Source organism: Burkholderia sp. LFS061 (assembly GCF_047978125.1).
Classification (GTDB): Bacteria; Pseudomonadota; Gammaproteobacteria; order Burkholderiales; family Burkholderiaceae; genus Burkholderia; species Burkholderia pyrrocinia_C.
Map to the genome: position 1 here is coordinate 1 of NZ_JBFPFS010000013.1, position 20536 is coordinate 20536.

General features: G+C 68.4%; 16 protein-coding genes. 9 read left to right on the forward strand and 7 right to left on the reverse strand.

Annotated elements, in window-relative coordinates; translation table 11 throughout:
- Positions 1–95: 95 nt before the first annotated feature.
- On the reverse strand, positions 96–644 hold the full coding sequence (locus ACNQQL_RS14370; protein WP_347064492.1) for a hypothetical protein: 549 nt from the start codon (positions 642–644) through the stop codon (positions 96–98).
- Between the two features lie 579 nt (positions 645–1223).
- Entirely contained in the window at positions 1224–1751 is a 528-nt protein-coding gene (gene ppa, locus ACNQQL_RS14375; RefSeq protein ID WP_034178734.1) for an inorganic diphosphatase, read from the reverse strand.
- Between the two features lie 192 nt (positions 1752–1943).
- Between ppa and ACNQQL_RS14380 the strand changes: the two genes are divergently transcribed.
- The 4 genes from ACNQQL_RS14380 to ACNQQL_RS14395 all read left to right on the forward strand — a co-directional run bounded on the left by ACNQQL_RS14380 (position 1944) and on the right by ACNQQL_RS14395 (position 6222).
- A complete protein-coding gene (locus ACNQQL_RS14380) occupies positions 1944–3383 on the forward strand; it encodes an aldehyde dehydrogenase family protein (RefSeq protein WP_347064493.1) in 1440 nt (479 codons plus the stop codon).
- A gap of 94 nt (positions 3384–3477) precedes the next feature.
- Positions 3478–4236: an SDR family oxidoreductase gene (locus tag ACNQQL_RS14385; RefSeq protein WP_347064494.1), complete on the forward strand. Its 759-nt coding sequence runs from the start codon at positions 3478–3480 to the stop codon at positions 4234–4236.
- Between the two features lie 275 nt (positions 4237–4511).
- A complete protein-coding gene (locus ACNQQL_RS14390; protein WP_347064495.1) occupies positions 4512–5816 on the forward strand; it encodes an MFS transporter in 1305 nt (434 codons plus the stop codon).
- Positions 5817–5856: 40 nt separating this feature from the next.
- Positions 5857–6222 carry a DUF4180 domain-containing protein gene (locus ACNQQL_RS14395; RefSeq protein ID WP_239483339.1) on the forward strand — a complete coding sequence of 122 codons (366 nt, stop codon included), beginning with the start codon at positions 5857–5859 and terminating at the stop codon, positions 6220–6222.
- Between the two features lie 119 nt (positions 6223–6341).
- Here the strand turns inward: ACNQQL_RS14395 and ACNQQL_RS14400 are convergent, their stop codons facing one another.
- Genes ACNQQL_RS14400 through hemC form a run of 3 tightly spaced genes read right to left on the reverse strand, consistent with a single transcriptional unit; the run spans position 6342 to position 10503 of the window.
- Complete coding sequence (locus tag ACNQQL_RS14400) at positions 6342–7529, reverse strand: heme biosynthesis protein HemY (RefSeq protein WP_072440906.1); 1188 nt, start codon at positions 7527–7529, stop codon at positions 6342–6344.
- Between the two features lie 2 nt (positions 7530–7531).
- Positions 7532–9502: a fused uroporphyrinogen-III synthase HemD/membrane protein HemX gene (hemDX, locus tag ACNQQL_RS14405; RefSeq protein WP_347064496.1), complete on the reverse strand. Its 1971-nt coding sequence runs from the start codon at positions 9500–9502 to the stop codon at positions 7532–7534.
- Positions 9502–10503, reverse strand: coding sequence for a hydroxymethylbilane synthase (gene hemC, locus ACNQQL_RS14410; protein ID WP_347064497.1), 1002 nt, complete (start codon positions 10501–10503; stop codon positions 9502–9504). The genes hemDX and hemC overlap by 1 nt, the downstream gene beginning before the upstream one ends.
- 207 nt (positions 10504–10710) lie before the next feature.
- On the opposite strand from hemC, the gene ppc reads away from it, so the two are divergent.
- On the forward strand, positions 10711–13725 hold the full coding sequence (gene ppc, locus ACNQQL_RS14415) for a phosphoenolpyruvate carboxylase (protein WP_347064498.1): 3015 nt from the start codon (positions 10711–10713) through the stop codon (positions 13723–13725).
- A gap of 137 nt (positions 13726–13862) precedes the next feature.
- On the opposite strand, the gene ACNQQL_RS14420 is transcribed toward ppc, so the two are convergent.
- Positions 13863–14615, reverse strand: coding sequence for a class I SAM-dependent methyltransferase (locus ACNQQL_RS14420; protein WP_347064499.1), 753 nt, complete (start codon positions 14613–14615; stop codon positions 13863–13865).
- 211 nt (positions 14616–14826) lie between these two features.
- On the opposite strand from ACNQQL_RS14420, the gene ACNQQL_RS14425 reads away from it, so the two are divergent.
- Positions 14827–15636, forward strand: a complete 810-nt coding sequence (locus ACNQQL_RS14425) for a helix-turn-helix transcriptional regulator (protein ID WP_347064500.1) — start codon at positions 14827–14829, stop codon at positions 15634–15636.
- Between the two features lie 6 nt (positions 15637–15642).
- On the opposite strand, the gene ACNQQL_RS14430 is transcribed toward ACNQQL_RS14425, so the two are convergent.
- Positions 15643–16641, reverse strand: a complete 999-nt coding sequence (locus tag ACNQQL_RS14430; RefSeq protein ID WP_072440915.1) for a spore coat U domain-containing protein — start codon at positions 16639–16641, stop codon at positions 15643–15645.
- Positions 16642–16893: 252 nt separating this feature from the next.
- Between ACNQQL_RS14430 and ACNQQL_RS14435 the strand changes: the two genes are divergently transcribed.
- The 3 genes from ACNQQL_RS14435 to ACNQQL_RS14445 are packed head-to-tail and all read left to right on the forward strand — an operon-like array spanning position 16894 to position 20524.
- A complete protein-coding gene (locus ACNQQL_RS14435) occupies positions 16894–17427 on the forward strand; it encodes a spore coat U domain-containing protein (RefSeq protein WP_347064501.1) in 534 nt (177 codons plus the stop codon).
- A 6-nt stretch (positions 17428–17433) separates the two neighbouring features.
- Positions 17434–18144 (forward strand): molecular chaperone, encoded by a 711-nt coding sequence (locus tag ACNQQL_RS14440; RefSeq protein ID WP_347064502.1) that lies wholly within the window; start codon positions 17434–17436, stop codon positions 18142–18144.
- Positions 18145–18178: 34 nt separating this feature from the next.
- Positions 18179–20524, forward strand: coding sequence for a fimbria/pilus outer membrane usher protein (locus tag ACNQQL_RS14445; RefSeq protein ID WP_347064503.1), 2346 nt, complete (start codon positions 18179–18181; stop codon positions 20522–20524).
- The last annotated feature ends 12 nt before the right edge of the window (positions 20525–20536 follow it).

Sequence of the window (20536 nt, forward strand, 5' to 3'; positions counted from 1 at the left end):
AGCGGTCCAGCTTCGACGATCCGTCGCCAACTCAGCAGCCAATCGCATACGAAATCCTTTTGCGCAGCGACCTCGTGATCAAGACGAGGCGTTTTTCAACAGCCTGCTAGAACCTCGGTCTCGAGCTTCAACACGCCGTCGATGTATCCTTTGATGCTCTGGTCGACGGTTTTACTTTCAAGAGATTTTAGGTGGTCAAGCAGCGTCTGAAAATCATCTCCGCCCAAATTAAACCTATCGAGAATCTGAAGAAATTCGTTGGTCTTAGACTCGGACTTATTCGAGACCAGATGGAATTCCGTTTTCTCCACGAATCGAAGCTGCTGCGAGAGCTCCTTTCGCCCTTCTGCTTTGTCACCAATAACCTGACACCAGTTATAAATCGTCTTCCAGAGGTCTGAATCGAGTTCCGTCAACGCAACGGGGTCACCCTTCGCATTACTGCGAACGGTATGTTTGAGCTGAACAAGGATATTGAAGTCAGCGTCGAGTGTCGTGTGGACGTCATCTTTGACTTCCAAACCGACGGTTTGACCTGATTTCAAATTAAGAAGGCGGTCCAGAAAATAGTAATATTGATACTCAAACCCAATACTCTTATCGTCTGCACTGGTCTTCTCGGTGAAACTCTTTTCGTTTGACACGTGCTACGCCCAGTTCTTTTGCTGACTACGCACACACTCGCCATCGCACTTGAACGCTTAAAAGCGCAGAATGGCAGCATCCCCGGAATCGAAAGCCTACAAAGCTAACCACGGCTTTCGGATAGCCAATCATACTTCGTTCCTACGTCTTTTTGTTGGCTGTGTAAGGGTTTGTCCGAGTAGCCTTGAAAAAAGGTACATCTGGCCCTGAACCGTAGAAATCAGCGAACGCATTCGCACTGAACCTGTATCAACCGTCCGCCTATTCGAAACGCGTGACAACCCTTCCTAATAACGCCCTCCCCCCATTTGGTCCGTCAGAACCGTGCCGATTCCCCGTGTGCACAACTCCGCTGTCCACACCACACGGGTGTGGACAGCCGCCCTAAGGGCGGTCCCGGAGTTGCGCACACTCGAAGGACTGCGCGCCGGCTACGCCGGCTTGCCTCAATCAACGAAGATTCCCTAGTCAAAACCGAGCGCAAAGGCCCACGCCCAAGGAACTCAGAGGCCACAAAAAAAAAGCGCTCCCGGAGGAGCGCTCTACCAGCAAAACTTTCGTTTTCTGGTTACCCGGCTCTACTTCTTGTAGTTCGCGGCGCCGTCGGTGATTTCCTTGTGCGCGGCTTCGATGCCGGCCCAGCCTTCGACCTTCACCCACTTGCCCTTCTCGAGCGCCTTGTATTGCTCGAAGAAGTGCTTGATCTGGTCCTTCAGGTACTCGGGCACGTCGTCGATCGACTTCAGGTTCGCCGTCATCGGGCAGATCTTGTCGTGCGGCACCGCGACCAGCTTCGCGTCGACGCCCGACTCGTCGGTCATCTGCAGCATGCCGAGCACGCGCGAACGCACGATCGAGCCGGCCAGCAGCGGGAACGGCGTGATCACCAGCACGTCGACCGGATCGCCGTCGCCCGACAGCGTCTGCGGGATGTAGCCGTAGTTCACCGGATAGCGCATGCCCGTGCCGATGAAGCGATCGACGACGAGGAGGCCCAGCTCCTTGTCCGCCTCGTACTTCACCGGATCGCTTTGCGCGGGAATCTCGATGATCACGTTGAAATCTTGCGGCAGGTCCTTGCCGGCCGGAACATGATTGAAGCTCATGAGCGCTCTCTGTAGGTCGATGGGAATTCGGGACAGGGCGCCGCGGCCGATGCACCGCCGCAGGCGTCCCTCAACGGAATGCGCCATTATAGCCAATCGATCGGTGGCGTCCGGATGACGATCGGCGCGATAATCGTTCCGGATGTCCGGCCGTCGAACCACAAGCGGCATTGCATGTCGACAGGAGCAGGCATGGAAGAGGCGAAGCACTTCATCGCGGGCGAATGGACGTTGCCCGCGCAACTGGAAACGATCGCGGTCGTCGATCCATCCGACGGCCAGCCGTTCGCGACGATCGCGCGCGGCACCGCGCCCGACATCGAGCGCGCGGTCGCCGCGGCCCGCGATGCGTTCGCAGGCGCATGGGGCGCCGCGAGCGCCGCCGAGCGCGGCCGCGTGCTGATGCGGCTGTCGGCGCGCGTGGCCGATTCCATCGAGGAACTCGCGGCAATCGAGGCGCGCGACACCGGCAAGCCGCTGAAGCAGGCGCGCGCCGACGCGGCCGCGCTCGCGCGCTACTTCGAGTTCTATGCAGGCGCCGCCGACAAGCTGCACGGCGAGACCCTCCCCTACCAGGCCGGCTATACGGTGCTGACGGTGCGCGAGCCGCACGGCGTCACGGGCCACATCGTGCCGTGGAACTACCCGATGCAGATCTTCGGGCGCAGCGTCGGCGCGGCGCTCGCGGCCGGCAACGCTTGCGTCGTCAAGCCGGCCGAGGATGCGTGCCTGTCGCTGCTGCGCGTCGCCGAGCTGGCCGCCGAGGCCGGGCTGCCGGCCGGTGCGCTCAACATCGTCACCGGCTACGGCCATGAAGCCGGCGCCGCGCTCGCGCGCCATCCGGGCATCGACCACATCTCGTTTACGGGTTCGCCGGCCACCGGCAAGCTGGTCACGCAGATGGCGGCCGAGAACCACGTGCCGGTCACGCTCGAACTCGGCGGCAAGTCGCCGCAGATCGTGTTCGCCGATGCCGATCTCGAAGCGGCGCTGCCCGTGCTCGTGTCGGCGATCGTGCAGAACGGCGGCCAGACCTGCTCGGCCGGCAGCCGCGTGCTGATCGAGCGCGCGGTCTACGAGCCGCTCCTCGAGCGCCTCGCCACCGCGTTCAACGGGCTGCGCGTCGGCCCGAGCCGCGCCGACCTCGACTGCGGCCCGCTGATCAACGCGAAGCAGCAGCAGCGCGTGTGGGATTTCCTGTCCGACGCGCAGCACGACGGCATTCCGATGGCCGCGCACGGGCAGGTCGTCGCCGACGCGCCCGAAAGCGGCTTCTACCAGGCACCCGCGCTGTTGCGCGACGTGCCGCCGTCACACCGGCTCGCGCAGGAGGAAGTGTTCGGCCCCGTGCTCGCCGCGATGCGCTTCGTCGACGAAGACGAAGCCGTCGCACTCGCGAACGGCACGCCGTACGGCCTCGTCGCGGGCATCTGGACGCGCGACGGCGCGCGCCAGATGCGCATCGCGCGGCGCCTGCGCGCGGGCCAGGTGTTCATCAACAACTATGGCGCGGGCGGCGGCGTCGAACTGCCGTTCGGCGGCGTCGGCCACTCGGGTCACGGCCGCGAAAAAGGCTTCGAGGCGCTGTACGGCTTTACCGCACTGAAGACGATCGCGATCCGGCACGGCTGAACGCGCGGCACGCGAAACGCGGCCGGCAGCGGGCGGCAGCGGCCAGTCGCACGCGCAACACGACGACTCTCATACCCAGCACAGGAGACACACCATGCGGTTGAGCGGCAAAACGGCAATCGTCACGGGCGGCGGCTCGGGTTTCGGCGAAGGCATCGCGAAGACGTATGCGCGCGAAGGCGCGAACGTCGTCGTCAACGACGTGAACGGCGCGGCGGCCGAGCGCGTCGCGAGCGAGATCGCGCTCGCGGGCGGCAAGGCGATCGCGGTGGCGGGCGACGTGTCGAAGCAGGACGACTGGCACGCGCTGCTGCAGGCCGCGCTCGACGATTTCCATTCGGTGCAGATCGTCGTGAACAACGCAGGCACCACGCACCGCAACAAGCCGGTGCTCGACGTGACGGAAGCCGAGTTCGACCGCGTGTACGCGGTCAACATGAAGAGCCTGTTCTGGTGCGTGCAGACCTTCGTTCCGTACTTCCGCGCACAGGGCGGCGGCGTGTTCGTGAACGTCGCGTCGACGGCCGGCGTGCGGCCGCGCCCGGGCCTCGTCTGGTACAACAGCACGAAGGGCGCGATGATCACCGCAAGCAAGTCGCTCGCGGCCGAGCTCGGCGCCGACCGCATCCGCGTGAACTGCATCAATCCCGTGCTCGGCGAGACGGCCCTGATGACCGAATTCATGGGCTGCGAGGACACGCCCGACAACCGCAGCCGCTTCCTCGCGACAATCCCGCTCGGCCGCTTCTCGACCCCGCAGGACATCGCGAACGCGGCGCTTTACCTCGCGTCCGACGAGGCCGAATTCATCACGGGCGTCTGTCTCGAAGTCGACGGCGGACGCTGCATCTAGCCGCACCGGGCTGTTCGCGTGCCGCGTCGGGATTCACCGGCCGGCACGGCATTCATGTATTGCTTCGCACGAAACCGGATCGGGTGCCGATGTATCGGCTCCGGTCAACCATAAAAACCGCAAAGCATGGGACCCTAGCAAGCGCTAAAGCGCCAACTTGGGTCGACCGCATAGCATGGGACCCAAGTAAGCGCTAAAGCGCCAACTTGGGTCGACCGCATAGCATGGGACCCAAGTAAGCGCTAAAGCGCCAACTTGGGTCGACAGGAGACAACATGGCAACATCGACGCAATCGCTGCCGGGCTCGTCCGGCGCATTCGAGGAAGCAACCTACCGCAAGGTGTCGTGGCGGCTCACGCCGCTCCTGCTGCTGTGCTACGTGGTCGCGTATCTCGACCGCGTGAACGTCGGGTTCGCGAAGCTGCAGATGGCGAGCGACCTGAACCTGAGCGACACCGTCTACGGGCTCGGCGCCGGGATCTTCTTCTTCGGCTACTTCCTCTTCGAGGTGCCGAGCAACATCATCCTGCACAAGGTCGGCGCGCGCGTGTGGATCGCACGCATCATGGCGACGTGGGGCGTGATCTCGATCCTGACGATGTTCGTCACGACGCCCACGATGTTCTACGTGATGCGCTTCCTGCTCGGGCTCGCCGAAGCCGGCTTCTTCCCCGGCGTGATTTTGTACCTCACCTACTGGTATCCCGCACACCGGCGCGGCCGGATGACGACCTTCTTCATGACGGCAGTCGCCTTGTCCGGCGTGATCGGCGGGCCGCTGTCGGGCTTCATCCTGAAAGCGTTCGACGGCGTGAGCGGCTGGCACGGCTGGCAATGGCTGTTCCTGCTGGAAGGCATCCCGTCGGTGCTGGTCGGCGTGATCGTGTTTCTCAAGCTCGACGACCGGATCGCGAAGGCGAACTGGCTGACCGACGACGAAAAGGCGCTGCTCGCGCGCAACGTCGATGCGGAGGAAGCGACGAAGGAAGACCTGCCGCTCGGCGCCGTGATGTCGAGCCCGCGCGTGTGGCTGATGGCGCTGATCTACTTCTCGTTCGTGATGGGGCTCTACGGCGTCGGCTTCTGGCTACCGACGATCATCAAGGCGACGGGCGTCACCGACACGTTCGCGATCGGCCTGCTGTCGGCGATTCCGTATGCGGCTGCGGTGGTCGCGATGATCCTGATCGCGCGCAGCGCGGACAAGCGCCGCGAGCGCCGCTGGCACCTCGCGATTCCGGCCGCGATCGGTGCGCTGGGGCTCGTGCTGTCGGTGATCTGGGCGCACCAGACCGCGCTCGCGATGCTCGGCCTCACGCTCGCGACGATCGGCATCCTGACGACGCTGCCCCTGTTCTGGAGCCTGCCGACCGCGTTCCTCGGCGGTGCGGCCGCCGCGGCCGGCATCGCGATGATCAACTCGATCGGCAACCTCGCGGGCTTCCTGAGCCCCTACCTGATGGGTTGGCTCAAGCAGGCGACGGGCGTCAACGATGCGGGCATGTACATGCTCGCGGGGTTCCTCGTGCTCGGCGGGCTGCTCGCACTGTCGGTGCCGAAGCGGCTGGTCGACAAGTGATGCGCGGGGCATAACGATCATGTCGACGGAGCCAACCCTCATGCCCCACCGAATCGTTCAGGCGGCCGACAGCCGCGTACTGGTCCTGGATCCTTCCGCCGGCCGCGTGCAGCGGGAAAGCGATGCGCTCGACCTCGTCGCGCTCGCGCACGAGCATGAAGCCGACTGGGTCGCGGTTCCCGCCGACGCGCTGCACGACGACTTCTACCGGCTCGACAGCGGACTGGCCGGCGCGGTACTGCAGAAACTTGTCAACTACGGCGTGCGGCTCGGCGTGGTCGGCGACATCGACCGCTGGCTCGCGCGCAGCGAAGCGCTACGCGCGCTCGTTCGCGAGTCCAACCGCGGGAAATCGGTGTGGTTCGTCGCAAACGAGGACGACCTGCTGCGCAGGCTCGGTGCGTAGCGTATAAAGCGTCTGGCGCCGGCTCGCAACGAACAAAAAAATGCCCCGAAAGCCGATCGGCGTTCGGGGCATTTTGCGCGGCGCAGCGGGCCGCCGGCAGCAGGCGGCCGCGGCTTGCGTCAGACCACGGTAATCGCGAGCGCGCTTTCGCGGTAGTGCTTCGCGGCCTTGTCGGTTTCGCCGAGCTGCTCGAACAGACGCGCGAGCGCGCGATGCGCACGCACCTTCAGCGCCTCGTTGTCGGCCAGCTTCAGCGCCGCTTCGAGGAACGATTGCGCCTTGCCCCACAGTTGCTGCTGCTGGCAGAGACGGCCGAGCGCGAACAGCAGGTCGGCATCCTCCGGGTGATCCTTCTTCCACCCTTCCGCCTTCTGGATCAGCGGCAGCGCATCGGCGCCGGCCGTGTCCGGGTAACGGCGCAGCAGGCGCGCATCCCAGTTGTGCGCGAGCGCTTCCTCGACGATGCGGCGCGCTTCGTTGCGACGCTCGAGCGACACGAGCAGGTCGGCCGCGAGATCGGCAAGACGCGGCGACTGGCGCTCGGCCGGCGACAGCGACTGCCACACCTCGAGCAGCGCGTCCGGGTCGTGCCGGCGTTCGCGCAGCAGGTTTTCCGCGGCCTGCTGGCGCAGCCGCACGGCCGCAGCCGGATGCAGCGCCTCGCGCTTCTCGAGCGCCTTCGCGAGCTTCAGCACCTCGGCCCAGTTCTTCAACTGCTGCTGCGCGCGCAGCGCAACCTGCTGCGCATGGATGCGCTTGCCGCCCGCCTGCATGTCGGCCAGCGCGGCAAGCGCGCCGTCGGCATCGCGCGCGTCCGCGCGCATGTCGGCCGCGGCGAGCAAGCGCGCGTCCTGCCATTCGGGTGCATCGACCTTCGACAGCCAGTCGTCGCGGCGCGTGTACTCGTGCATCCGGTGCGCGGCGGTGGCCGCGACGAGACTCGCGGCACCCAGGTTCGCGTCGACCGACAGCGCGTCACGCGCGGCCTTCTCCGCGCGCGAGAACCGGCCCGCGTACAGGTTCGAGATTGCATCGCGCAGCGACGCCTGCGCCTTCTCGTTGCGCGAACGCGCACGATACGCGGCGACCCGCTGCGGCATGCGCCAGATGTTGCGCACGATGCGCAGCAGCGCATATACGGCGATGAACAGCACGACGATGGCGATCACGAACAGGTTCAGCGACACGTCGATCCGGTACGGCGGATAGACGAGCAGCACCTGCCCCGCGTCGAAACGGCCGACGGTGGCGAGCGCCGCGGCGATCGCGAACAGGATCGCGAGCCAGACGATTCCTCGAAGCGTCATCGTTACCCCCGGCTCTTGAACTGCTGAACGGTGTTCAGGCTTGTGTTCAGGTTCGGCACCGCGACCGTCAGCGATGCGCCGTCAACCTGCTTGAGCAGATCCTCGACGGTCTGCGTGTCCTTCGACGCCTGATCGAAATACTTCCCGAGCGACGCCTGCGCGGCGTGCAGGTCGGCCTTCATCGCGCTGTCGTTGCGCGCGAGCAGCGACAGCCGCGCGGTGAGCAGGCGCAGCTTCACGTTCTCGCGCACGAAGTAGCCCTGGTCGGGCGACGCGAGCATCGCGTCCGCGTTGTCGATCCGGCGCACCTGCACGAGGCCCTTCAACTGCTGGCCGAGGCCGGCCGAGAAGTCGTGCCACCAGACCTTCCAGCGCGGCTCGCCTGCCACGGCCGTCGATGCGGCGGCGGCCGGCGCGGCCTTCGGCGCCGCATGCGGCACGATCGCCTCGCCGGACAGCGGCAGCGCGTCGATCTTGGCGATCGCGTCGTCGAGCTTGATCGCGAGGCCCGTGAGATCGGCCGCCGGCGCGGCCTTCAGCTTCTCGATGTCCAGCGCGAGCGTCTTGCGCACCGTGACGGCCTGCGCGCTCTGCGACGTCGCGAGACGCGCGTCGGCGTTCTGCAGCGCGATCAGCGCGAGCTGCGTGTTGCCCGTCAGCTGAAGCTGCTGGCTCGCGCTCGACAGCATCTGGTCGACTTCCTCGAGCATCCACGCATCGCGGTTGCGCGACAGGTCCTGGTATTGCTGCTGCAGCGCCTGCTGCGCGCTCTGCGCGTCGGCGAGCTTGCCGTCGAGCTGCGCGAGCTGCGTGTCGACCTGGTGCGTGCTCGCGAGCGCCTGCTCGGTCTTCATGCGCGTCTCGGCCGCCTGCGCGTCGAGCGCCTTCTGGCGCGCGACGAACGTGCCGTCGAGCCGGTCGATCTTGCGGTTCAGCGCATAGCCGCCGACGCCCGCCGCGCAGCCGAGCACGACGACGACGAACCACAGCAGCGCGCTGCCACCGCGGCGCGCGCGCGGCTCGGGCGCGAGATAAGGGGAACTGGACGGCGGTGCGGATGCAGCGGCCGGCTGGGAAGCGACGCTTTTGGAATCGTTGGTATCTGTCATGCGTTTAGTCACCGGTGCGGCTGTCGCCGGTTGGACGGCCTCGTCGGCCATCGTTCGAAACGCGCGGACGATGCGCTCATCGCCCGCGCCGGTCAGCGTAATCCTATCAAAACCCAATGCGCGCGCGGTCTGCTCGATCCGCGGGTGCGGCGTCACGAGCGGCGCATGCTTCAGCGCGTCGATTTCGGCATCGTTCAGGTGCGCCCGCGCGAGTTCGTGCAGGTTGCGCACGCCTTCCGAGCTCGTGACGAGCCACGCATGCGGTGCGCCGTCGAGCAGCGCGTGCACGCGCTCCCATGCGCCGACGCGCGGCTCGGGCACGACGCGCCGGTACGTGGCGACGAGCGTGACGTCCGCGCCGGCTTCGCGCAGCCGGTCGGCAAGCCATTCGCGCCCGCCGTCGCCGCGCACGATCAGCACGCGCTTGGCCGCCAGCGCCTGCGCGCCGCCGAACGCGGCCTCGATGCACGCGAACAGGCTTTCCGAATCGTAACGGGGCACGCCGCCGTCGGCCGGCGCCTGCGGCGCGATCACGCGATGCGCGGGCGCCGCGATGCCGTGCCGCTCGAGCGCCGCGACGCTGCCGGGCCCGACCACACCGACCGGCAGCGCATTCGGCCAGATCGCGCCATACTGCGCGAGCGCGCGATCGATCGCGTTCGGCGACACGAAAATCACGAGCGCGTAGTCGGCAAGCGCCGCGAACGCGGCGTCGAGCGGCGCCGGATCGTCGACCGGCGCGATGTCGATCAGCGGGAATTCGAGCACGTCGCAGCCGGCATCGGCCAGTTGCGACGCAAGCGCGTCCGACTGGCCGTCCGGACGCGTCAGGACAGCGGTGAACGCGCGCGCGCCGCCCGCCATCAGGCGTCGCCCTTGCCGGCCGGCGAGCCGGCGAGCAGCGCCTTGACGATGTCGAGCGCGCCTTGCGCCTCGAGTTCGTCGGACACCGCGCGGCCGAGCGCGAGCGCATCGGCGACGGTCATGACGGCCCCGCACTCCTCGGCCGTCAGCACACGCTTGCCGTCGGTCGTCGACACGCGGCCCGTCAGGTACAGTTCGCCCGCGCGCCACACCGCGTGCGCGGCGAGCGGCACCTCGCAGCTGCCGCCGAGCGCACGCGACACCATCCGCTCGGCCTCGACCGCGAGCGCGGTCCGCGGGTCGTGCAGCGGCGCGAGCCATGCGGCGACGTCGTCGCGGTGCGCGGCGATCTCGATGCCGAGCGCACCCTGGCCGGCCGCGGGCGGGCTGGTCTCGACGTCGAGCAGTGTGCGGATCCGCGCTTCGAGGCCGAGGCGCTTCAGGCCGGCCGCAGCGAGAATGATCGCCGCGTAGTCGCCGCGGTCGAGCTTCGCGAGGCGCGTATCGAGATTGCCGCGCAGCGGCAGCACGTCGAGGTGCGGATAGCGCGCGCGCAGCATCGCTTCGCGGCGCAGGCTCGACGTGCCGACGACCGCGCCGGCCGGCAGCGCGTCGAGCGACGCGTAGTCGTTCGACACGAACGCGTCGCGCGGGTCCTCGCGCTCCATGATCGCGGCAAGCGAGAAGCCGTCGGGCAGCGCCATCGGCACGTCCTTCAGCGAATGCACGGCGAGATCGGCGCGGCCGTCGGCCAGCGCGCTCTCCAGTTCCTTCACGAACAGGCCCTTGCCGCCGACCTTCGACAGCGTGCGATCGAGAATCTGGTCGCCGCGAGTCGTCATCCCGAGGATTTTCACGTCACAAGCTGGATATAATTTGCGCAGCGCATCACGCACATGTTCGGCTTGCCACATCGCCAGGCGGCTCTCGCGCGAAGCAATCGTCAACGTCGCGGGCGGCTGTGCCTGTTGCGGCCCGGCCGCAAGGGTCTCGGAATTCATTGCTGGAACATCGAAGGACGGGATTGAAGACCGAACAATGGTAGCACGCACGCCCCGGCCCGCCCGGGCCCGGAGCCTGCGCCCGGCCGGCCGCCGAGCGGGTCGCGGCGCCGATGCGCGGATGTGCCGCACGTAGCTGGTTGCTTGACCGCAGTTCCCGCAGTTTCGCAGTTCCTTTTGACTCGAGCTTTCCCAAGGAAACCCATCGTGAAGTCTTCCGGATCGGCGCGTACGGCGCGCCGCAATGCTGCCCTGTCCTCCTCCGACGCCCCGACGGACACCGTCGCCACCGCCGCGAACGGCCGTGCGAAAACGGCAACGAAACCGAAAGACCCGATACGTCAGACAAAACGCACGACGAAAGCCGCCGGCCCCGCTGCCCGCAAGGCCGGCGCGTCGAAGTCCGGCACGCGCACGCGCGAGGACAAGGACGGCCCGCTGTTCGAGGACATCCGCTTCCTCGGCCGCCTGCTCGGCGACGTCGTGCGCGAGCAGGAAGGCGACACCGTGTTCGACGTCGTCGAGACGATCCGCCAGACCGCGGTCAAGTTCCGCCGCGAGGACGACAGCGAAGCCGCGCAGACGCTCGAGAAGAGGCTGCGCAAGCTGACGCCGGAGCAGACGGTGAGCGTCGTGCGCGCGTTCAGCTATTTCTCGCATCTCGCGAACATCGCGGAAGACCGCCACCACAACCGCCGCCGCCGCATCCACGCGCTGGCCGGCTCCGCGCCGCAGCCCGGCACGGTCGCGTACGCGCTCGATCAGCTGAAAACGACCGGCAATGCGTCGAAGCGCCTGCTGCAGCGCTTCTTCGACGATGCGCTGATCGTGCCGGTGCTGACCGCGCACCCGACCGAGGTGCAGCGCAAGAGCATCCTCGACGCGCAGCACGACATCGCGCGCCTGCTCGCCGAGCGCGACCAGGAGCTGACCGCGCGCGAGCGCCAGCACAACGAATCGATGCTGCGTGCGCGCGTGACCGCGCTGTGGCAGACGCGCATGCTGCGCGACGCGCGCCTGACGGTCGGCGACGAGATCGAGAACGCGCTGTCGTACTACCGCGCGACGTTCCTCGACGAGCTGCCCGCGCTGTACGGCGACATCGAGGCCGCGCTCGCCGAGCACGGCCTGTCCGCGCGCGTGCCCGCGTTCTTCCAGATGGGCAGCTGGATCGGCGGCGATCGCGACGGCAACCCGAACGTGACGGCGCCGACGCTCGACGAGGCGATCAACCGCCAGGCCGCGGTGATCCTCGAGCACTATCTGGAACAGGTGCACAAGCTCGGCGCCGAGCTGTCGGTGTCGAACCTGCTGGTCGGCGCGAGCGATGGCGTGAAGGCGCTCGCGGCCGCATCGCCCGACCAGTCGCCGCACCGCGTCGACGAACCGTATCGCCGCGCGCTGATCGGCATCTATACGCGGCTCGCCGCGAGCGCACGCGTGCGCCTGGGCGAAGGCACGGTGCCCGTGCGCAGCGCGGGCCGCGGCGCGCCACCCGTGCGTGCGATCCCGTATGAGGATTCCGAAGCGTTCGTCGCCGACCTGAAGGTGCTGACCGCGTCGCTCGACGAACACCACGGTACGTCGCTCGCCGCGCCGCGCCTCGCGCCGCTCGTGCGCGCGGCCGAAGTGTTCGGCTTCCATCTCGCGAGCATCGACCTGCGCCAGAGCTCCGACATCCATGAAGCGGTGGTCGCCGAACTGTTCGCACGCGCGGGCGTCGAGGCCGACTACGCGGCGCTCGCCGAGGAAGACAAACTCCGCGTGCTGCTCGCCGCGCTCGCCGATCCGCGCCCGCTGCGCTCACCGTACTTCGAATACTCGGCGCTCGCGCAGAGCGAGCTCGGCGTGTTCGAGAAAGCGCGCGAGGTGCGCGCGCAATTCGGCGCGCGCGCGGTGCGCAACTACATCATTTCGCATACGGAAACCGTCAGCGACCTCGTCGAGGTGCTGCTGCTGCAGAAGGAGACGGGGCTGCTCGAAGGTGCGCTCGGCGTGCCCGGCGGCCATGCAAGGAACAGCCTGATGGTGATTCCGCTGTTCGAGACGATCCCCGACCTGCGCGACGCGTCGCGCATCATGCGCGAATACTTCGCACTGCCGGGCGTCGACGCGCTGATCGCACACCAGGGCGCCGAGCAGGAAGTGATGCTCGGCTACTCGGACAGCAACAAGGACGGCGGCTTCCTCACGTCGAACTGGGAGCTGTATCGCGCGGAACTCGCGCTCGTCGACCTGTTCCGCGACCGCAAGATCACGCTGCGGCTGTTCCACGGCCGCGGCGGCACGGTCGGCCGCGGCGGCGGCCCGACCTACCAGGCGATCCTGTCGCAGCCGCCGGGCACCGTGAACGGCCAGATCCGCCTGACCGAACAGGGGGAGGTGATCGCGAGCAAGTTCGCGAACCCCGAGATCGGCCGGCGCAACCTCGAGACGGTCGTCGCCGCGACGCTCGAGGCGTCGCTGCTGCCGCAGTCGAACGCCCCAGCGCAACTGCCCGCGTTCGAGGCTGCGATGCAGACGCTGTCCGACTCGGCGATGGCCGCGTACCGCGCGCTCGTCTATGAAACGCCCGGCTTCACCGACTACTTCTTCTCGTCGACGCCGATCACCGAGATCGCCGAGCTGAACATCGGCAGCCGCCCGGCTTCGCGCAAGCTGCAGGATCCGAAGCAGCGCAAGATCGAGGATCTGCGCGCGATTCCGTGGGGCTTCTCGTGGGGCCAGTGCCGGCTGCTGCTGACGGGCTGGTACGGCTTCGGCAGCGCGGTGAGCGCGTATCTCGACGGCGCGCAGGATGAAGCCGAGCGCACGAAGCGCGTCGCGCTGCTGAAGAAGATGAACAAGACCTGGCCGTTCTTCTCGAACCTGATGTCGAACATGGACATGGTGCTGGCGAAGACCGACCTCGCGGTCGCGTCGCGCTACGCGCAACTCGTCTCCGACCGCAAGCTGCGCAAGCACGTGTTCGAGCGGATCGTCGCGGAATGGGAGCGCACGTCGAACGCGCTGGCGGAAATCACCGGGCACGAAGGCCGCCTCGCGACCAACCCGCTGCTCGCGCGCTCGATCAAGAACCGCTTCCCGTACCTCGATCCGCTGAATCACCTGCAGGTCGAGCTGATCAAGCGTCACCGCGCGGGCGACACGAACGCGCGGCTGCGCCGCGGGATTCACCTGACGATCAACGGGATCGCGGCCGGCCTGCGCAACACGGGCTGATCCGCATGCGGCGCGGACCCGTTCCGCGCCAGCCGGCATCGCAAAAGCCGCGCTACGCCACCGTACCCACGGTGCGTATCGCGGCTTTTTTCATCGGAAGGCCGGCGCGCATCGGCGTGCCGCGCCGGCTGGCCCGGTCAATGCGCGTCGATCAGCAGCGCGTCATGCTCGAACGAACCGTCGGGCCGCACCCCGTAGTAGCCGCGCACCTCGTCGGGCGCATGTGCCCACAGCGCGCGAATGCCGGCGACGCTGTCGGCCGGCGTGCGGATGCGCGCGACCCACGTGTCGAAATCGATCGGCAGCCGCCAGCGGCTGTGCACGTGCGCGTCGAAACCGGCATCGCGGAACATCGCGAGCCATTCGTCCGCGCGGTAGTCGCGCACGTGCGACGCGTCGCGCAGCACTTCGGCCGCCTGCAGGTACGTGTCGAGCAGCGGATGGTCGTTGCCCGCGATGTCGATCATCAGCACGCGTCCGCCCGGTTTCAGCACGCGGCGCACCTCGGCGAGCGCCGCGCGCATGTCGTGCCAGTGGTGCGCGCTCATCCGGCTCACGACCCAGTCGAACGTCGCCGTGTCGAACGGCAGCCGTTCCGCCGGGCCCTGCTGCGTGCGGATGTTCGCGAGCCCGCGCTCGCGCGCGGCCGCGTCGACGGTCGCGAGCATCGGCGCGGCGAGATCGTATGCAACCACGTCGCGCACGTGCGGCGCGACCGCGAAGCTCGCGTGGCCGGCACCGCAGCCGAGATCGAGCACGGCGGCATCGGGCGTCGCGCGCACCGCGTCGGCGAGCGTCTGCAGATCGGCGCCCGTCGCGTGGACCGTGCTGGTCAGATAGGCGGCGGCCGTCGTGCCGAATGCGTCGGCGACCTGGTCGTGGTGTTTCATCGTTCGCTCCTTTGTGCTGTCGACCGGAGTTGGCGCTTTAGCGCTTGTTCCGGCCCCTGCAACGCGTTTTGTGGGACGCCCGCTGCCTGTCAGCGCGCGAGCCGCTACAATAGGCCTGCGTTTGTACCAGTACAAGTCAAGCAGTTATTCTGGTATTCGATACACCTGTCTGATCGTTGCCGCGCCCTCGCCCCCACTTCGCCGTTTCCGCATGAACCAGCCGTCCTCCGCTCCCGTCCCGCCGCTCGACGCCACGCCCGCCCGCGCGCTCGGCGAATTCATCCGCGCCCACCGCGAGCGGCTGTCGCCGCAGGCCGTCGGCCTGCCGCCCGGCCCGCGCCGCCGCACGCCGGGGCTGCGGCGCGAGGAAGTCGCGCAACTGTGCGGCGTCAGCCCGACCTGGTACACGTGGATCGAACAGGGCCGCCCGGTGTCGGCGTCGGCCGACGCGCTCGCGCGGATCGCCGTCGCGCTGCAGTTGTCGAAGGCCGAGCGCGCGTACCTGTTCGAACTGGCCGCGCAGCGCGATCCGGCCGAGCCCGACGTCGCGGGCGGCGACCTGCCGCCGACGCTCGCCGCGACCGTCGCGGCGATCGCGACACCCGCGTACGTGCTCGACCGGCAATGGAACGCGCTCGCGTGGAATGCGCCGGCCGCCGCGCTGTTTTCCGGCTGGCTCGACGGCGAGCACGACCGCAACCTGCTGCGCTTCACGTTCATGTCGCCGGCCGCGCGCACGCTGATCGTCGGCTGGGAAACCCGCGCGCGGCGCCTCGCGGCCGAATTCCGCGCCGATTCGATCCGCCACCTGGCCGACGCGCCGACCCGCGCGCTGATCGACGCGCTGACTGCCGGCAGCGACGCATTCGCGCAGTACTGGGCGTCGCAGGACGTGTTCGAGCGCGAAGGCGGCCTGCGCGAATTCGACCATCCGGCCGACGGCCGCCTCGTGTACCAGCAGATCACGCTGAAGCCCGCGCACCGCGAGGACCTGAAGCTGGTCGTGCTGGTGCGCGACTGAGCCGGCTCAAAAACTGATCGTCGCGGTGATCGTGTCGCTGTAGTTGCCCGGCGCGGGCGTCGCCTGCGCGGGCACGCGACCGTAGACGGTGAGCGCCTGCGCGAACCCGCTGCCGGTGCCGGTCGCCATCGACGTGCCGCCGGTGCCGTCGCCCCATGGCGTCGTCAAGCCGCTGTCCTGGTAGAGCTGATAGCCGACCGAGCCGCCGCCGCCCGAGCGCTGCATCGTGCGGGCCGCCACGTTGCCGCTGCTGCCGCCGTTCAGCGCGATCTGGAACGCATCGCCGTTCGTGCATTGCGCGCTGATCGAGCCGCTCGCCGTCAGCGCCGACGCGAGCACGCCCGTTGCGGGAAACGCAACATTCGTCGCACTGATGAAGCAATTGTTCACGATGGTCGCGTTCGTCGAATACGCGAACGTGCCCGCCGACGCCTGCGACGTGCATGGCACCAGCTGGATGCCGAGCAGTGCGAAGTTGTAGCTGTACGACGCCTGGTTCCCGGCGAACGTCTGCGAGTAGAGCGTGCTGCTGTTGTTCACGCTCGGCACGGTCGGCTGGTTCGGCGCGATGCGGCCGTAAACGGTCAGGGTCGCATTCGCGCTCGTGCCGATCCCCGGCTTCGCCAGCGTGACCGACATCGGCGTCGTGCCGCTGGCGACCGCGCCCCAGACCTGCGTATAGCCGTTGTCCTGGTACAGGTCGTACTGCATCTGGTTGGCCCCGTTCGTCATCGCGCGCGGGCTCGTGGCGCCGAGATTCAGGCAGACCAGCGCGGTCGTGTTGAGACTCAACGTATCCCACGTGCACGTTACGCCCACCGTGCTGGTCGTCGTGTACGCTGCCTGCGTGATCGGGCTGACCGAACCGAAGCTCGTCGTCTGCGCGCTCACCGTGCAGCTGTCCGCCTGCGCGGACAGCCACGGCCCGCACAGCAGCGCGGCCAGCAGCCAGCACGCCACCCGATGCAGATACCGGTAAGCCCGCACGCCCCGCCGCTCCGCCATGGTTTCCCCCGATAGAAAAGCATTCGCTCCGGTCGCTGCCCGGCTGCCGCCCCAACCGTTGATCCAGATCAAGCCGCCCGCCCGCACAATATTCAGACAATGCGAACTAGTCCTCATTTCTATCATTGCATGCAACCAAATGCGTAGAGTAATCTAGTCAGACGAATGTGCGGTTCGGTCGACACGTCGAATCACGCGGTTCGGGCACTGCAGGCCGGGGCGACACGCCCAGAACGGCTGGAGATCATCACAATGAACGCCATCACGCGTCACGGGCTGTCCACCGCCATCGCGGCGACCATCGCACTCACGCCGGCCTGGCGCCCTGTCGCCGCCGCCGTCTATTCCAACGGCACCGCCACCGCGCAATTCAACGTCACGCTGACCATCCAGGCGAACTGCTCGGTCAGCGTGAACCCGCTCGCATTCGGCGCCTCGGGCGTACTGACGTCCGCGATCAACCAGCAGACCACGCTTGCCATCACCTGCAGCAACACGACGCCCTACAACGTCGGGCTCGACGCCGGCGGCGTCTCCGGCTCGACGGTCAGCGCGCGGCTGATGGCCGGCACGACCAGCGGCAACACGGGCACGACGGTCGGTTTCCAGCTGTTCCAGGACAGCGGCCACACGACGATCTGGGGGAACACGCAGGGCACCGACACCGTCGGCGGCACCGGCAACGGCTCCGCCCAGACGATCAACGTATACGGTCAGGTGCAGACGCAAGCCACCCCGACACCGGACACCTACCAGGCCACCGTCACCGCGACCGTCTACTTCTGACCCGCCGTGGCGATCGGCCCCTGTTTTGTCGCCGCGCTGTGCGCCGCGTCGGCTGCAACCGCGCCGGCCGCGACGCTGCAGATTTCGCCGGTAACGCTCGAGCTTTCGCCGTCGATCACGGCGGCGGGCGTCACGCTCAGCAATTCGGGTGTGCAGCCGATCTACGGCCAGGTGCGCACGTTCCGCTGGACGCAGGAGAACGGCGAGGACGTGCTGACGCCGACCGATTCGCTCGCCGCGTCGCCGCCGTTGCTGCAGATCAGCGCGAACGCCGAGCAGCTGATCCGCCTCGTGCGCACCACGCGCGCGAGCCCGGTCACGGAGGAAAGCTATCGCGTGCTGATCGACGAGCTGCCCGCGCCCGGCACACCGGCGCAGAACGGCATCACGATCCGCGTGCGCTACTCGGTGCCGGTGTTCGTCGAACCCGCCGCACCGCCCACCCCGCCGCAGCTCGACTGGCGCATCGAGGCCGATTCGCAGGGCCTGCGGCTGTCGGTCGCGAATCTCGGCGGCCGGCGCGCGCAGCTCTCCGCGGTGCAGCTCGTCGATGCGCACGGCAACGCGCACGATGTCGCGCGCGGGCTGCTCGGCTACGCACTGGCCGGCAGCGTGCGGCACTGGCCGCTCAAGCTCGACGCGCGCCCGTCGCCGTTCGTGAAAGTCCGCGCGACAGTAAACACGCAACCCGTCGAGGCCCGGCTGACGCCGCGCTGAATCCGGCGCTGGCGCCCTCCCGCCCCCGTTGCGCGTGCCGACGACGCGACATGCCAATCGAACGACGCCTGCCAGGCGATACGCGTGGCTCGCCGCCCTCACGCTGGCGCTGCGCGCGGGCACCGCAGGCGCGCAGCCGGCCCCCGAGCTGCCCCCTTCCGCCGCCCCGGAGCCCGGCGTGCTGTACCTCGACGTGTCGATCAACGGCGAGCCGACCCACCGGATCGCGCGCTTCCGGCAGGCCGACGGGCACCTGTTCGCGGCGTCGGCCGACCTGAACGACTTCGGCATCGCCAGCGGCGGCCGCGCGCAACCGCTGTCGAACACGCCGGTCGCGCTCGACGCGCTCGCCGGCCTGCGCTACGACTACGATCCGGGCCGCCAGACGATCGACCTGCACGTGCCCGACGCGCTGCGCATTCCGCATACGTTCGACGCGCGCGGGCTCGCCGCCACGCCGCCCGCGACGTCCGGCCGGGGCATCGTGCTCAACTACGACGCATACGCGCAGACCGCCGCGCATTCGCCGCTCGCGGTGTGGACCGAGGCGCGCTACTTCGATCCTGCCGGCGTGTTCAGCAACACCGGCATCGGCTACTTCCGTCGCGACGGGCAGCGCTACATGCGCTACGACACGTCGTGGACGGTGTCCGACCCGCGCACGCTCACGACGACCCAATTCGGCGACACCATCTCGTCGTCGCTGTCGTGGACCCGCTCGTTGCGCATCGGCGGCGTGCAGTGGCGCAGCAACTTCGGCCTGCGCCCCGATCTCGTGACCTTCCCGGTGCCGGCGCTGTCGGGCAGCGCGGTCGTGCCGTCGGCGGTCGACCTGTACGTGAACAACGTGCGCCAGTTCAGCGGCAACGTGCCGGGCGGCCCGTTCGTGATCAACAGCGTGCCGGGCATCACCGGCGCCGGCAACGCAACGGTGATCACGCGCGACGCGCTCGGCCGCACGATCGCGACGTCGATCCCGCTCTACGTCGACACGCGCCTGCTCGCGCCCGGCCTCGCCAGCTATTCGGTGGAGGCGGGCTTCCTGCGCCGCGCATACGGCCAGGACGCGTTCGACTATGCGCGCACGCCGGCCGCGAGCGGATCGGTGCGCTACGGCGTCACCGAGCGGCTGACGGCCGAGGCGCACGCCGAGGCGACGAGCGACGTCTACAACGCCGGCGCGGGCGTGCTCGCGCGCATCGGCGGCGGGGGCGTCGCGAACGCGTCGCTGGCCGTCAGCGCCGGGCGCTTCTCCGGCGCGCAGGCCGGCCTCGGCTACCAGTACGTGACGCCGCGCTTCTCGGTCGACGCGCAAACGCTGCGCGCGTTCGGCGGCTACGGCGACCTCGGCGCGCGCGAAGGCACGCCGGTCGCGACCATCAGCGACCGCGTGACGGTGTCGTTCCCGTTCCTCCGCGCGCAGACGCTGTCGTTCAGCTATCTCGGCCTCAAATACCCGGGCGCGCCTGCATCGCGGATCGGCTCGGCGGCGTGGTCGGTCAACTTCGGGATGCTCGCGTCGATGACCGTCAGCGCATTCCAGGATTTCCGGCAGCACAACGCGCGTGGCTTCTTCGTCAGCCTGAGCGTCGGCCTCGGCGACAACACGTCGGTCGCGGCGAGCGTCGGCCGGCAGAACGGCGAGGCGACCCGCGCGGTCAGCGCGTCGCGCGCGCCCGACTACGACGGCGGCTTCGGCTGGAACGTGCAGGCTGGCGAGAACGGCCCGCTGCGCTACGGCCAGGGGCAGCTGCAATACCTGGGCCGCGCGGGCCAGGTCACGCTGCTCGGACAGTCGTTCGGCGGGCAGCGCGACGCGTCGGTCGACGTGACCGGCGCGCTCGTGCTGATGAACGGCCAGTTGCTGACGTCGCGCCGCATCGACGACGGCTTCGCGCTCGTGTCGACCGATGCCGGGCGCGTGCCGGTGCTGCACCAGAACCGGCCGATCGGCGAGACCGACCGCACGGGCTACCTGCTGGTCCCCGATCTGAGCGCGTACCAGCACAATCGCGTCGCGATCGACGGCACGACGCTGCCGGCCGATGCGCGCCTCGCGGACACGACGCTCGACGTCGTGCCGCAGGCCCGCTCGGGCGTGCTCGCGCGCTTCCCGGTCACGCGCTACCGCGCGGCGTCGATCGCGCTGCGCACGCCGGACGGCGCGCCGCTGCCGCCCGGCCTCGACGTCGTGCACGTCGAAAGCGGCCAGCGCACGATCGTCGGCTACGACGGCCTCACGTTCGTCGACGGCCTGGTCGCGAACAACCACCTGGAAATCTCCGGCGGCGGCCACGACTGCGTCGTCGCGTTTGCGTACCGGCGGCCGGACGACGGCACGCTGCCGCGGATCGGCCCGCTGACCTGCACGCCCCGCTAGCCCGCGCCGGCC